Source organism: Streptococcus sp. NLAE-zl-C503, from assembly GCF_900104285.1.
In the GTDB taxonomy this organism is placed as follows: domain Bacteria; phylum Bacillota; class Bacilli; order Lactobacillales; family Streptococcaceae; genus Streptococcus.
The window spans coordinates 710,165-725,049 of the sequence record NZ_FNJT01000001.1 but is presented as its reverse complement, the minus strand read 5'-3'; the positions used below and the strand labels follow the sequence as shown (position 1 = coordinate 725,049).

At 36.4% G+C, this 14,885-nt stretch carries 14 protein-coding genes; 13 read left to right on the top strand and 1 reads right to left on the bottom strand.

All coding sequences use genetic code 11. The features are described from left to right. Positions 1 to 25: 25 nt before the first annotated feature. A complete protein-coding gene (locus tag BLS46_RS09885; protein WP_071788347.1) occupies positions 26 to 214 on the bottom strand; it encodes a hypothetical protein in 189 nt (62 codons plus the stop codon). Between the two features lie 18 nt (positions 215 to 232). Here BLS46_RS09885 and BLS46_RS03580 point away from each other — a divergent pair, with 18 nt between their 5' ends. From BLS46_RS03580 to BLS46_RS03520, 13 genes are all read left to right on the top strand, one after another. Further along, the gene (locus BLS46_RS03580; protein WP_084972630.1) at positions 233 to 799 is read left to right on the top strand and encodes a PBECR4 domain-containing protein; all 567 of its coding nucleotides are present in this window, start codon (positions 233 to 235) and stop codon (positions 797 to 799) included. Positions 800 to 950: 151 nt separating this feature from the next. Further along, positions 951 to 1,361, top strand: coding sequence for a thrombospondin type 3 repeat-containing protein (locus tag BLS46_RS03575; RefSeq protein WP_084972561.1), 411 nt, complete (start codon positions 951 to 953; stop codon positions 1,359 to 1,361). Between the two features lie 47 nt (positions 1,362 to 1,408). Beyond that, positions 1,409 to 7,645, top strand: coding sequence for a DEAD/DEAH box helicase family protein (locus BLS46_RS03570; RefSeq protein ID WP_180364038.1), 6,237 nt, complete (start codon positions 1,409 to 1,411; stop codon positions 7,643 to 7,645). A 74-nt stretch (positions 7,646 to 7,719) separates the two neighbouring features. Further along, a complete protein-coding gene (locus BLS46_RS03565; RefSeq protein ID WP_084972559.1) occupies positions 7,720 to 8,004 on the top strand; it encodes a DUF5962 family protein in 285 nt (94 codons plus the stop codon). A 13-nt stretch (positions 8,005 to 8,017) separates the two neighbouring features. Next, complete coding sequence (locus BLS46_RS03560) at positions 8,018 to 8,317, top strand: DUF5966 family protein (protein WP_048791728.1); 300 nt, start codon at positions 8,018 to 8,020, stop codon at positions 8,315 to 8,317. A gap of 154 nt (positions 8,318 to 8,471) precedes the next feature. After that, on the top strand, positions 8,472 to 8,654 hold the full coding sequence (gene slmA, locus BLS46_RS03555; protein WP_016397469.1) for a salivaricin M family lantibiotic: 183 nt from the start codon (positions 8,472 to 8,474) through the stop codon (positions 8,652 to 8,654). Between the two features lie 157 nt (positions 8,655 to 8,811). After that, positions 8,812 to 8,994 (top strand): salivaricin M family lantibiotic, encoded by a 183-nt coding sequence (gene slmA, locus BLS46_RS03550; protein WP_016397470.1) that lies wholly within the window; start codon positions 8,812 to 8,814, stop codon positions 8,992 to 8,994. A 162-nt stretch (positions 8,995 to 9,156) separates the two neighbouring features. Next, positions 9,157 to 9,339, top strand: coding sequence for a salivaricin M family lantibiotic (gene slmA, locus BLS46_RS10015; protein WP_023396278.1), 183 nt, complete (start codon positions 9,157 to 9,159; stop codon positions 9,337 to 9,339). Between the two features lie 86 nt (positions 9,340 to 9,425). After that, positions 9,426 to 9,602, top strand: coding sequence for a salivaricin M family lantibiotic (gene slmA, locus BLS46_RS03540; protein ID WP_025172692.1), 177 nt, complete (start codon positions 9,426 to 9,428; stop codon positions 9,600 to 9,602). Positions 9,603 to 9,871: 269 nt separating this feature from the next. Next, positions 9,872 to 10,606, top strand: a complete 735-nt coding sequence (locus BLS46_RS03535; RefSeq protein WP_084972629.1) for an ABC transporter ATP-binding protein — start codon at positions 9,872 to 9,874, stop codon at positions 10,604 to 10,606. A 12-nt stretch (positions 10,607 to 10,618) separates the two neighbouring features. Next, complete coding sequence (locus BLS46_RS03530) at positions 10,619 to 12,634, top strand: FtsX-like permease family protein (protein ID WP_084972558.1); 2,016 nt, start codon at positions 10,619 to 10,621, stop codon at positions 12,632 to 12,634. Positions 12,635 to 13,560: 926 nt separating this feature from the next. Then, positions 13,561 to 14,289, top strand: coding sequence for a sensor histidine kinase (locus tag BLS46_RS10010; RefSeq protein ID WP_239682820.1), 729 nt, complete (start codon positions 13,561 to 13,563; stop codon positions 14,287 to 14,289). Continuing rightward, complete coding sequence (locus tag BLS46_RS03520) at positions 14,270 to 14,866, top strand: response regulator transcription factor (protein WP_084972557.1); 597 nt, start codon at positions 14,270 to 14,272, stop codon at positions 14,864 to 14,866. The genes BLS46_RS10010 and BLS46_RS03520 overlap by 20 nt, the downstream gene beginning before the upstream one ends. Positions 14,867 to 14,885: the final 19 nt, after the last annotated feature.

Sequence of the window (14,885 nt, the reverse complement as noted above, 5' to 3'; positions counted from 1 at the left end):
TTTACACTTGAAATTTTAGCCATTTTCAGGTAAAATAAATAGTGTAGATGAGTGGTCGGCTCATGGTCAATCTGATAGTAATCTTGGACATAAGGGCCAAGCGGTGGCGGACACCAGAACGAAATCCGATAGCAATCTTGGACGTAAGGGCCAAGCGGTGGCAGACACCAGAATAAACCGACTGACTAGGTGGCTTACAGACTCTGTAAACCACCTTTTTTGTGAGGAAAATATGGCAAATTCTAGAGATTATCGTAATCCAAATTACACCGAAAAAATAAAACTTCAGCGTTTTTTTACTCAGTTACAAATTGCGGCTTCTTTTTTTAAAGAGCACTTCGTTGGCAAAATCATGTATTATGAAACTGAAATAGAAAGTGTTGAACTTCATTTTTCACCTACTAATTTCATGCACCTATGTGGTGTTGATTACAGAAAAGGTGCAGGCAGTTTCTTTGACGATTGTTTAAAAAGACATGTCATAATTGATGAGTTGAAAATAAAAAAAGATGGAACCACGATGCAAAAGTTACAAGTTTTAGGATCCATTGAGGAGTTATTGGGAAAGCATGTTCATCTAACTGGTTCAGGACGTTATTTGTATTTGGAGTTTGATTATGCTCTACGTACAAGAAAACAGATATTAGCATTAACATTGAAAGAGACATCTAGGAAAATTGTTCCTCAGTCTTTATTAGATTTGAAGAGAAAGACAGTATTTCCAAAAGGTCAAAAAGTAATTTCCATTTACTCAAAACATTTACAAACGTCGGAACTTTTTTATTATTTAAAAGATTAGTTTACATATCTTTTGTGGCATAAAATATATTTTTATCATTTTAAGGAGAACGCAGTTTTGGCTCGTTCTCTTTTTTTGTTGTGATACTTCTTTCAAGGATTATTTGGTAGGATTGGAGTGAAAAAAGATTAACTAGGAAAGAAGGAAGTATATGGAAGCCATTTATCAACGTGATTCGGATCAAGATGGATTAACTGATGCTCAAGAATTGGCGCTAGGAACCAATCCTCTTAGCGCAGATTCTGATGGTGATGGATGTTCAGATTTAGTGGAAATAGAAGAAGGAACCAATCCCTTAAAAAAGGATTTACAAGACATAGGCCAAACAAGTATCACTGAACCGTCCTCAGTATTTATGGAAATGAAACAAAAGATTTCAGATATGATGGAGAGTCACTACAAGGAATTTATACAGGCTCTGATTAGTATTGAAACAGGGATTGAAAACCAACAAGACCTAGAAGACTTATATACTTACTACATGAGAACGGATGCCGTTTCTCTTTTATCTAGTGATTTAGAAACCAGTCCTCAAGAGGTTGAAATGGAGATAGAGTTGTAGGGGAATCATGTGATTCTCCTATTTTCGTATAGATGAAAGGAGCGAGTATGGAAGTAATACAATTATTGGCTATGTTTCGTGGAACAATTCCAAAAGATAGAGAGAAAATGGACTTATTTCTTCGTTATCAAGCGCAACATTTTGATAAGAAATGGCAGGATTTGGTAGAGAGTTTTTTGACTGAAGAGGGCAAGATAGAAGAGATAGCTCATGTCTATTCGTTTCATCAAGATATTATTTCTTTCCTAGAGGCCAGTTCTGAAAATAATGACCAAGATTTAGAAAGTTACACAAGAAATTTTGGACAAGCAGGTCTAAGTAGATTATCTCAATTAAGTAATTTTGAGAAAAACTTGGTGCTAGAAGTCGCAACCTATAATCTTTTCACTCGATTTTACATCCAATCTGAAAAAGAGAAGCTAACACCATTGAGTGAGCTTGTATTTCATCAGAATCAGGATGTCAATTTAGTCAATGTCTATCGGGTTGCGAATAATCTATCTGACCGCATTAGTAGAGATATAGAGGAGTTTCTTCTAATTGTTGATTCCAAAGAACTAAAAAAGGAGGTTCTTGAGATTCATTTTGAAGAAAAAGAGGGAGATGTTCTAGCCTATTTAGGTTCAGAATTGATGGCTACTTTAGATACCGTTACGGATCTTGTCCATCATGAAGAAAACTACACACAACTCCCACTGACACAAAAGCTGAAGATAATTACTCATTTTGATGAAGTAAAAGCTAAAAGCGAAAAGTCTAATCAAGTAGAGGAAGTTTTATCTCCTTCAAGTGATATTGAGCAGGAAACGGAAGAAACTAACTCCTTTTCTAATGTCGATAAAATTGTAGAAGAAGCTTTGAGGGAATATCCAATCGGTTCACAAGTAAGTTATAAAGGACAAGTATTTCAGTTGGTTTCGATTGAAAATGCACACTTAAATGACTTAGTTCGATTAGAGTTATTCAATGATTCCAACCAGTTATTTGAAGAGAATCCTATCTTATACTTGAACAGTTTGGAAGAGATTGAACAAGTATTGTCTTTCGTAGAACTTGAAAAAGAAGATTCAGAGATTGAGATTGATTCATCAAGTGAAAGTCAGGAAATAGATTTGTTTTCCTATCTGGAAGAAGAAAATGAAAATGAAAATGAAAAGGAAAAGGAAAAAGATAAGGATAAGGAAACAGAAACGCTTATTTCAGATATGGAAGAGACGGATGTCCCCGTTCAAGATTTTGTTTTTCCAGATGATTTAGAGGACTTTTACCCTAAGACAAATCGAGAAAAAATTGAAACGAATATCGCCGCAATTGATCTTGTTAAAAGATTAGAAAAAGAGGGACGACAAGCAAGTCCAGAAGAACAAGAACTACTAGCCAAGTATGTTGGATGGGGTGGTCTTGCCAATGAATTTTTTGATGAACTCAATCCAAAGTATGAATCAGAGCGTTTAACTCTCAAGAGTTTAGTAAGTAAGTCAGAATACTCCACCATGAAACAAAGTTCCCTCACAGCCTATTATACAGACCCAATGATTATTCGCCAGATTTGGCAAAAATTACTGGATGATGGTTTTGAAGGAGGAAGGATACTAGATCCTTCTATGGGGACTGGAAATTTTTTTGCAGCTATGCCTAGAAGTATACGAGAGAAATCAGAACTCTATGGGGTTGAATTAGACAGTGTGACAGGCGCAATCGCAAAACAACTCCACCCCAATACCCATATTGAAGTGCGAGGATTTGAGGAAGTTCCCTATCAAAATAATAGTTTTGATTTAGTCTTAACGAATGTTCCCTTTGGAAATTTTCGCATTGCCGATAAAAACTATGATAAACCTTATATGATTCATGATTACTTTGTCAAACACTCACTTGATTTAGTAAGAGACGGAGGACAAGTGTCGATCATCTCATCTATCGGGACAATGGATAAGCGGACAGATAATGTCTTACAAGAGATTAAAACCAACACTCATTTTTTAGGGGGAGTACGTTTGCCGGATACGGCTTTTAAAAAGATTGCGGGTACTCGAGTAACCACAGACCTCCTCTTCTTTCAAAAGGATCAAGCAAAGAATCTTAATGAGGAGGAACTTGTTTTTAGTGGCTCTATTCCATTTGAGGAGGATAAGCGTGTCTGGATCAATCCTTATTTTGATGGGAAATACAATACACAAGTTTTGGGTGAATATGAGGTACGTAATTTTAATGGAGGAACCCTCAATGTTAAGGGGGTATCAGAAACATTATCTACTGATATAATGAAAGCATTAGAGAATGTGGAAGCACATAAACAAATTGACAATTCTTTGAAAGCACCTGTATTTATCCAAGAAGAAGTGGATAATTCTATCCCAAGTCGTATACGTGAGGACTTAGCGCTCTATTCTTTTGGATATGAGGGAAATCAAATTTATTATCGAGATACGCATGGCATTCGGAAAAGTTCAAAAGTAGACGAAATTAGTTATTATGTAGACGAGAAGGGAGAATTTAAAGCCTGGGACAGTTCTTTGTCTGAACATAAAATAGATCGATTCGTGCAACTTCATTTGACAGATGAGGAAGCACTAGATGTATACAAGTCAGAAGAAGCGAGCAAAAGAGGGAAATATAAGGGACTGTTCAAAAAAACTGTCTTTTATGAAAGTCCCTTATCGGATAAGGACATTAGTCGCATTAGGGGAATGGTTGATCTAAGAGAGACCTATCAGGCCTTAATTGAAATTCAACGCCATCCAGATTATAGTCGGTCTGATTTTCAGGTATTACTTAGTAAACTCAATCGTGACTATGACCATTTTGTAAGTCAATTTGGATACTTGAATGCCTCCGTTAATCGGAACTTATTTGATAGTGACGATAAGTATTCCTTACTAGCTAGTTTAGAAGATGAATACATTGATTCTAAAAGTCAGAAAGTAAAATATAAAAAATCTTTAGCCTTTGAGAAAGCATTGGTTAGGCCCGAGAGAGTGATTACAAGAGTATCAACGGCTTTAGATGCCTTAAACTCCAGTTTATCGGATGGTAGAGGGGTTGATTTAGACTATATGGTATCAATTTACCCTGAACATAGCCAAGCAGCTATTTTAGATGAGTTAGGGGATCAGGTTTTAATGGATCCAGAAAGCTATTTAAGAGGAGAAAGAAAATATCTTTCTAAGAACCAGTTTTTATCAGGAGACATTCTCAATAAGATAGAAGTAGTTCAACTGTTAGTAGAGGAAAACAATCAAGAATGTGATTGGAGCCATGCTTTAGATTTGTTAGAATCTGTCCGTCCTCCACGGATTCATCTGGCAGATATTGAGTTTAATATAGGCTCACGTTGGATTCCTCAATCCGTTTATGGTAAATTTGCCTTTGAATGTTTTACCAATCATGAATTTGAATTGTCTTCGCCAGATGTTGAACAAGTCATTGAAGTGAATCCTGTCGATGGCCAGGTTCACTTAAGGACATCATTTGCTTATCAATATCCAAGTGCCAAAGATAGTAGTCTTGGAGTTAGTGGGTCACGTTATGATACAGGAAGAAAGATCTTTGAGAATTTACTTAATTCGAACCAACCGACGATTACTATGACTGTTACGGAAGGGGAAAAGAAAAAGACTATCACAGATTTGGAAAAAACCTCTGTTCTAAGAGCAAAAGAGCAGCATTTACAAGAGCTCTTTCAAGAATTTGTCTCACGGTATCCAGAAGTCCAACAAATCATTGAGGAAAGCTACAATCGTCTTTATAATCGAACGGTTAGTCGAGAGTATGACGGTAGCCATTTAGTTATTGATGGCTTGGCTCAAAACATTAGTCTTCGTCCTCACCAAGAGAATGCCATTCAAAGAATCGTAGAAGAAAAAAGAGCCTTATTAGCTCACGAGGTAGGTTCAGGAAAGACCTTGACCATGCTTGGTGCTGGGTTTAAATTAAGGGAGTTGGGGATGGTTCATAAGCCCTTGTATGTAGTGCCCTCTAGTTTGTCTGCTCAATTTGGTCAAGAAATCATGAAATTTTTCCCTACTAAAAAGGTCTTTGTGACCACTAAGAAAGATTTTGTGAAGGCGAGAAGAAAACAATTTGTGTCACGTATTATTACAGGAGATTACGATGCCATTGTCATTGGGGATTCTCAATTTGAAAAAATCCCTGTCAGTAAGGAAAGACAGATGAACTATATTGAGGATAAACTCAATGAACTACGAGAGATTAAAACACATTCTGAAAATAAGTATACCGTTAAAGAAGCGGAACAATCAATTAGTGGTTTAGAGAGACAATTGGAAGAACTCCAACGCTTCAATCGTGATAGCTTTATTGATTTTGAAAACTTAGGAATTGATTTTCTTTTTGTGGATGAAGCACATCACTTTAAAAATATACGTCCGATTACTGGACTTGGAAATGTAGCAGGGATTACCAATACAACGTCTAAGAAGAATGTGGATATGGAAATGAAGGTTCGACAGATTCAGGAAGAACATGATTTTAAAAACATTGTCTTTGCGACAGGAACACCAGTTTCCAATTCTATTAGTGAGCTCTACACTATGATGAACTACATTCAACCAGATATCTTAAAACGCTATCAAGTTGATTATTTTGACTCTTGGGTAGGTGCTTTTGGAGAAATTCAAAACTCTATGGAATTAGCTCCTACAGGGGATAAGTACCAACCTAAGAAGCGATTTAAAAAATTTGTCAATCTTCCTGAGTTGATGAAAATCTATAAAGAAACAGCCGACATTCAAACACAAGATATGTTGGATTTACCTGTCCCAGAAGCCCATATTATTCCTATTGAGAGTGAGTTAACTGAAAATCAGAAACTCTATTTAGAAGAATTGGTTATGAGGTCAGATGCGGTCAAATGTGGAACAGTTGATCCGAGCCAGGATAACATGTTAAAAATTACGGGTGAGGCACGAAAACTAGCAATTGATATGCGTTTATTGGACTCTAGTTATAGTCTAGCAGACAATCATAAACTGCTTCAGGTAGTGGATAATGTTGAGAGAATTTATCGTGAAGGAATGGAAAATAAGGCTACTCAGATGATTTTTTCAGATATTGGCACACCTAAGAAAAAAGATAATGGCTTTGATGTTTATTCTGAAATGAAGGCTTTATTAGTTGATAGAGGAATCCCTAGTAAAGAAATTGCCTTTGTACATGATGCCAATAGTGATGAAAAGAAGAATAGTTTATCTCGAAAGGTTAATGCAGGAGAGGTGCGGATTCTCCTTGCCTCAACTGAAAAAGGAGGAACAGGTTTAAATGTTCAGAGCAAGATGAAAGCAGTTCATCACCTGGATGTACCGTGGAGACCAAGTGACATTCAGCAACGCAATGGACGTATTATCCGACAGGGAAATGAAAACAAGGAAGTGGATATTTACCACTACATTACAAAAGGTTCATTTGATAATTATCTATGGGCAACTCAGGAGAACAAACTCCGTTATATTAAGCAGATTATGACTTCTAAGGAGCCGATTCGTGCTGCAGAAGACATTGATGAGCAGACCATGACAGCTTCTGATTTTAAGGCACTAGCAACAGGTAATCCTTATCTCAAATATAAGATGGAACTAGAGAATGATCTAACCCTATTAGAAAATCAAAGACGCGCCTTTCAACGCAGCAAAGATCACTATCGTCATACAATCTCCTACTGTGAAGAAAATATGCCCATTCTTGAGAAACGATTAAGCAAGTATGAAGGCGACATTCAACAGTCTGAAATGTCGAAAGACCAAGCATTTTCTATGGCAGTAGGCAAGCAATTTTTTGATCAACGAGCTGAAGCAGGGGAATCCCTACACCGTCTTATCCGTCATAATCAATCAGACAGCAAAGAATTTCGTACCCTAGCCAGTTATCGAGGATTTGACATTAAAATGCTTAGTCTTCCAACAAATCAACCTCTTCCTGAAACTTTCTCTGTTAAGATTGTAGGAGAAAATCTGTATTCTGTCAGTTTAGATTTGTATTCTCCTTTGGGGACAATTCAAAGGCTCCAACATACGATTGATCACATTAAAGAGGACCAAGTGAAAACTCAGAACTTATTGGATGAATTAAAGGATAAATGGACTACTGCTAAAGTTGAAATTGAGAAAAATTTTCCAAAGGAAGAGGATTATCAAACTAAAAAGGCCGAATACAATGTACTCGCGCCATTGATTGAAACAGAAACGGATTTAGATATTATTGATCAGGCCTTAAGACAATTCCACGAAAAAGAAAAGCAAGAACAACTTTCTTTTGAATTGGATTAAAAAATATATATAAATAGCGGACAATAAAAGAAAAGCGCGGTAAAATAAAGATAGAAAGAAACGAGGTGACGATTATGATGGAAGATACCTATTATCAATTGGAAGAGGCCTTGGTACAGGGATTTCAAACACCTGAAGAATACCAAGCCTACAAGGAGCTAAAGGAACATTATGAGGAAGTGACAGGGGATTACAGTTTTTCTAAACAAGAACTCACTAGTCAATTGGAAATCGCTCTTCAGAATCATCGAGGCGAGGACTTTGAAGATTATGAGAAAGAGGAGTATTTGGCCTTAGTTCAAAAATTAGAAGAGTTTGATTATTCTCTTGCCACCCATTATCGTCAGTTGATTGACTAGAAAGGAGAAAGTCATGAAAGATTTACTCCTTATCCCAGTAATTTTTTTAGCAGTAGGAGGAATTCTCATTCTTTTATGGAGACTCTTTCTTATTGCAAGTGGACTTTTCCTTATTGGTTTTGTCAGTTTTCTTATTTTCATAGAGGTCTATGGAATTTATCTGTTCTTTACTGAACCGACCCTTTATATGGAAGATTTATCCCAGAATGGTCTGATCAGTTTTACAGGATTTTATGTGGTATTTAATCTAGCCTTGCTTGTATGTGGTGTTTTGAAAATCATTAGTTGGACAAGAAGATTAAAAAGTAGCTGAGCAAGAGATTGTTCAGCTACTTTTTAATTGGGCACTATAAAAATTTTTCTCGAAAATAAGAAACTTGCACGATTTACTCATTACTTAGCCAATACTAGAGTTTATACTAGTTACTGTAAAGATGATCATCTAAAAGAAGGAAGGAGGTAACCTTATGCCTAAAAATACAAGTCGTCCAGAGATTGATTCACTAAGTTTCGAGGTTGAAAACCAAGAACTTTCCGGTAAATCAGGTTCTGGTTGGTTTACAGCTGTTCAACTTACATTGGCGGGACGTTGTGGACGCTGGTTCACAGGCTCTTTCGAATGCACAACGAACAATGTGAAATGCGGATAGCCTAGATTTCGATACTCATCAATTTGAAAATGAAATTTTAAGTTAATATAACTTTGTAGAAATTAAACTGTTTTTAATGATTCTTTTACTTAAATTTTCATTTTCTTTGGAGAGTATAGAACTAGGTTTAAACCATAGTGAGTAGGAGTAGAAGAAAATGAGAAAAAATAACAATCATAAAGAAATTGATACACTTGATTTTGAAGTAAAAAACCAAGAGCTTTCTGGTAAATCAGGTTCTGGTTGGTTTACAGCTGTTCAACTTACATTAGCAGGACGTTGTGGACGTTGGTTTACAGGATCTTATGAATGTACATCAAATAATGTGAAGTGTGGCTAGTTTTTCTCACTACTAAAAAGTTTGATGTAGATTTGTTTCTATAGGATTCATTTTTCAATTTGAAACTTGTTATAGTCCTTTGGTTTGAGAGTAGACTGAAGGACTATATACAAGGTTTATGGAAAATATAAACGGAACGAAAGAAATTTACGGAGTAAAATTATGAAAAGTAAAAAAGTAAATACTGAGATTGATACGCTTGAATTTGAAATTGACAATCAGGAACTCAATGGTACCTCAGGATCTGGCTGGTGGTACACAGCTTTTAAAATGACACTAGCAGGTCGCTGTGGATTGTGTTTCACCTGTTCCTATGAGTGTACGACAAATAATGTTCGTTGTTAGATAAAACAAAAGGTAAATTCTAGTATTTTATTACAAAACATTGACAACACTTTGATTTAGTGTTATATTTACAAGGAGAAATACAAATGAAACAAGACAACTTTGAGATTGATTCTTTGGATTATGAAATTAATAGCCAAGAGTTGAATGGTAAATCTGCTGCAGGGTGGCGTACGGCTGTTAGATTAACAGTACAGGGTCGCTGTGGTTGGTGGTTTACATATTCTTATGAATGTACTTCGCCAAACGTGCGCTGTGGATAAAACTACCTCCATTCTTTGAGAGGAGGATAAAATGGAAGGAATTATTGGAACACTAGACTTCTATGCACCTGTAGTGGTCTTAGGAGTTATTGTCATAGGGATTGTTTACTTTATGAAAAAAAGAAACAATCGAAAATAATCAATATCGACCGATACCTAAAAAGTATCGGCTTTTTTTATAGCGTAAATATATTGCACAAAATACTCATGGCAAACCTTGAAAGAAACCGTATAATGAGAGTGTAAAAAAGAAACGGAGGAATGAAATGATGAAACAGCTTATCGTGACAGCATTAACGAAAACATTTGGTCAAGGGGATAATATCGTTCATGCTTTATCAGATGTGAACTTGTCCGTTGAAAAAGGTGAATTTCTGGCAATTATGGGGGCCAGTGGTAGTGGAAAAACGACACTCCTCAACTGTATTTCAACGATTGATAAACCAACATCAGGTGAGATTCGATTTGAAGATTTTGACATCATCCATGCCAAGGAAAATGAACTAGCTGACTATCGTGCTAAAAACATTTCCTATATTTTCCAAGCTTACAACTTGGTGGAAAACTTGACGGTCTATGAAAATATCGTTCTACCTCTTCAAATTCAGGGGAAAAATATCAAAAAACATCAGGATAAGATTGAGGAAATTTTGGATAAGTTGGCCATCCAAAACTTAAAAGATAAGTTTCCTAATCAGTTATCAGGTGGTCAACGACAACGTGTGGCAACTGCTAGAGCCTTGATTGATGATTCTAAACTGATCATCGCAGATGAGCCGACAGGAGCCTTGGACTCTGCCAATTCTGAAAAACTGATGGCACTTTTGCAGGAAATCAATAAAAGTTTTGGTATTACCATTTTACTGGTTACGCATGACCCTGCCGCAGCCAAGTACTCTTCACGGATGGTGCTACTTAGCGATGGAAAGATTATGGATGATTTGGAACGTAACAGCTTATCTAATGAACAGTATTTGCAAGAGATTTACAGCCGTACCAGATAGGAGGAGGAGAGTATGTATCCAAAATTGATTTTACGAAATGTATTTCGAAATTTACAGACCTATACCATCTATTTTTTCAGTCTGACCTTGATTTATAGCTTGCTCTACGCTTTTAATGCTTTACCAAGCCATCCAGTGATGCAAAGTTTATCAGGAGCAAAGGAAATGTTAACGACGGTGATGAGCCAGTACATGGGCTTGCTTTCCTATCTGATTCTATCGGCGATTGCCTTTCTCGTCGTTTATTCTACAAACTTTGTCCTGGGACGGCGCAAGAAAGAGCTGGGACTTTATGCAACGCTGGGAATGAAGAAGAAGCAGATTATCCGTACCCTGTTCTTTGAAACCATGCTGGTCAATATCTTTTCCTTGATTCTAGGTTTCTTGCTTGGGCTGGTCTTGTTGGTTGTTCTAGCTAAGGTGGCTTCTGAGTTTTTCATGGCGAATTACTTTGGTAATTTGGTTTTCTTTGATATAAAGTCTATCATCTTACTAGTTTATTCCTATTTGGTAACTAGTTTTATTGTTGGTGTCATGGACATTCTTACCTTTAGAAAGCAAAATATCATTGCACTCATTCAAGAAAATGGGGTCAAGAAATCTGTCTTGGCAAAAGGCAAGCCAGTTCTTCAAGCACTTCTCTTTATTCTTTCGACAGCTGTTATCGGTTTTGGTGCTCTCTATTTTTCAGACTATCACCATCTATCACTCTTGAAAAGCTGGGGTATCTTACTTGTATCTGTCTTCGTGATTTTTGTGATTTTATTTTACAATACCTTGAGCCATTTTATCTTGTTTTCCCTTAGAAAACTGCCTCAAACCTACTATAACAGACTAAACAGTTTTAAAATTCGTCAATTTTCAAAACAAGCTGACAGTAATTCGGTCACGTTGGCTGTCTTATCCTTGACCTGGACACTGGCTCTCAGCTTACTAGTTTTTAGTGGTAGTGCCTATACGACTATGAACCGAGAGCTGAACAAATACTCACCTTATGACGTATCTGTCAATCTTTATCGTGGTCAAGAGTTCCAGTTTTCTCAGGAATCTGTAAAAGACAGATTGAAAGCAGATGGATTTGACTTTAACCTCATCAAAGAGGAGTACAGCTATCCTATCTATTCTAGTGATTTAACCTATAAAGATTTGATTGATACTAGCAATCTTTGGGCGCATGATAAGGAACTTCCTGAATCAAAAGTACCGATTTTAGGAATTTCTGCCTACAATCATCTCCGCAAACTGCAAGGGAAAAAAGCGGTTGACTTGGCAGATAACCAATTTCTGGTCAATGCCAACTATAAAGGAACTGCCAAGCAGATTCAGGACTTTCTATCAACGACCAAAAACCTCACGATTAATGGTCATTCTCTCAATCTTGCATCTTCCAAGCCACTTGAAACAGTTTACTTTTTATCTTCAGTAGGTACAAATGACACAGGAACCTTGATTGTACCCGATAAGGTAGTAATTGGACTGACGGAAGACCACATGACCTATGTTGCCAATTTCAAAGAAAATATTGACAAGCGGAAAGTAGAAACATTCTTGAGTCAGTGGATTGAAAAATACTACTTCACTCGTGATGGTACAGAGTTGAATCCGTTCACCTATCAAACGAAAGGAAGAATTTTTGAGATTTATCTTGGATTTATGGGCGTCATCGTCTTTGTCATGATTTTTGTCAGTGTTATTTTTATCATTATTTCCCTCAGTATCTTGTCACTTCAAACTTCTACAAGTTCTTTGGATAGTGTCAATGATTATCAAATCTTATACCTTCTTGGGAATAAGAGAAAGCAAAATCGCTCTATTCTTTTGCAACAGATTCTAAGTTATTTCTTGGTTCCGCTGGTTATCGCAGGTCCGCTAGCACTTGCCTTGAGTACAGCTCTTTTGGGCTATTTTGAGAATTTCGCTAATACCAGCATTTCTATTGATATCACCTATCTGGGAGTAGCGGTTTTACTCTTTGTCCTTTACCTGCTAGTGACTTACAGAGTAAGTTGGCAAATTATTGAAAATTAAGTCAAATACCAGAGTTGCCTATCCGACAATTCTGGTATTGTGTTATAATGATATTAAAGTAGTTCAGGAAGTGGATACATATGAAACAGTTTGTCAAATTGATCTCGAAAAACTCACTTTTATTGTGGTGGTTGACGATTTTTAATCATCTAACTTTGATGATTTATATTTATTATAGGGTTCCTCTGGACTTTTCGACAGATTTTTCCTTACAGATGGTTTTATTGCTGATTATTGCTTTAATTGCATTTAGTTATATTTGTAATATTGTGACCTTTCGTTATAGTGAGTTGAAACTCTGGTTGCTCCTGATGATGTTTCTCATTAGCTGGCAATCCATATTTAATCAAGGAGTTACGAGCACCCTGTTGCACTTTTTTGATATCCTTCATCCGCTCAACTCTTTTTTATTGGTGTATAGTTCTCTGTCTATTCTCTTTCTGGGAGAGAAAATAGGAGAAGAACTGATGAGTGTGTCCTTTGTGTTGACACTAATCACCGTTAGTTCGTATCTGTTAAGTCCTTCAATTTTTCTCTTTCTGTCCTTGTTTGCGTCTTTCTTTTTAAACCTTGTTCCCTTGATTTTATTTATTTTATATCATGAAGAGTTGAAAAGTAAACTCAAGTATCAGAGACGAAATTTGTGGATATTAGCTTTAATATTGCCTCTTTCTTATTTCTTTTTGTATATCAATACGACGGGCTCAGGAGTGATGAACCTAGCCTGGTATCTGGAAATTGTTGGCATCTTAGTTTTTTTACACTTCAAAACTATTATCAGCTCTCTTCAAAAAAAGGTATCAGAGTTAAAATTGTCCTATATAAAAGCTTTTTCACACTTATTTTTACTAGTTATGTTTTTGTTAGTAGGTATTTTCATCATCTTTCGTCTAGATTTAAACACGAGCTTTTTGGTCTTGAATATCATGTTACTATTGTTCGGGATTTGTTCGGAAGAATTGATTCGCCTCTTTCGTTCTGCTGAAATGCTAGATGCTAGGGATTATGTAAAAGTTCTCTTTTTAAAGCGTAACCGTATGGTGAAAAATCTGCTGGCAAATGAAGACACAGAACAACAGTTCTCCGAATTTCTTCACAATGAAATCCTGCAAAATGTGATTGCAATAAAAAATTTCAATAAATATAGTAGCAATCAAGTTTTTGGTGAACAGATCAATCTGGTGACAGAGGAGTTGGTTCAGCGGATTCGTGAGCGGATGGATTATTATCAGCCAATGGTAGAAACAGACGAGCAGTTAGACATCCAGTATCAAGGGCTGATTAATCGAATTGTCAAGCGCTATCACGCAGAAAATGAAGTCGTCACACAGTTTCCTGTCCACTTTAGGCTTTTATCTCCTTACGATAAAATTGTCTATCGTCTGGTTGAGGAATTGGCGACCAATGCCGTTAAGTACGCTAGTGGTGGAACGATTTCTTTGAAGATTGATGTGCATGATGACGCTATTTTTATAATTTCTGAAAATGACTGCCTTCAAACAGAAAAATCCTTAGGTTATGGCTTGAAAAATATGTTTAATAAAATTAGTGTTTTAGGTGGTCAGATGCAGATTTTTGAAAATAATAAGAGATTTCGTGTAGAAATTACTCTCCCGATTGATAAGGAGTTGTGTTATGAGAATTTTGTTAATTGATGATCATAAATTATTTAGTCAAAGTATCAAGATGATTTTAGAGTTATCGGAAAACATTAAAAAGGTCCAGTTAGTGGATAATTTTTCGACTATTTCGGAGATTGCTTTTAATGACTACGACATTATTTTGATTGACATCAACCTGACGAGTCTGTATCAAGATGATGGGCTGACCTTGGCACAAGAGATTATCGACAATAGTTGTTCTAGTAAGGTTGTGATTTTGACAGGTTACAGTAAAAAAATGTATGAACACCGAGCTAAAGCTATGGGAGCTTATGGATTTCTGGACAAAAGTATGAACCCAGATGAGTTGGTTAAAAAATTGGAAAAGATTTATCTAGGTGGTAAGGTCTTTTCAGATGAAGTGATGGTAGAGGTGCTAACACCACGAGAAATCGAGATACTAGAACTGGTTAGAAATGGCTTGACCATTGATGATGTCTGTGACAAGGTCTATGTGAGTAAACGTACAGTTTCCAATCACTTGGCCAATATCTTTTCAAAATTGGGAGTGACTAACAGGCAGGAGGCGATTCACATAGCTGAGCAGTTGGGCTATTTTCCACCAGATTAAAAAGTTGCAGAAGATGCAG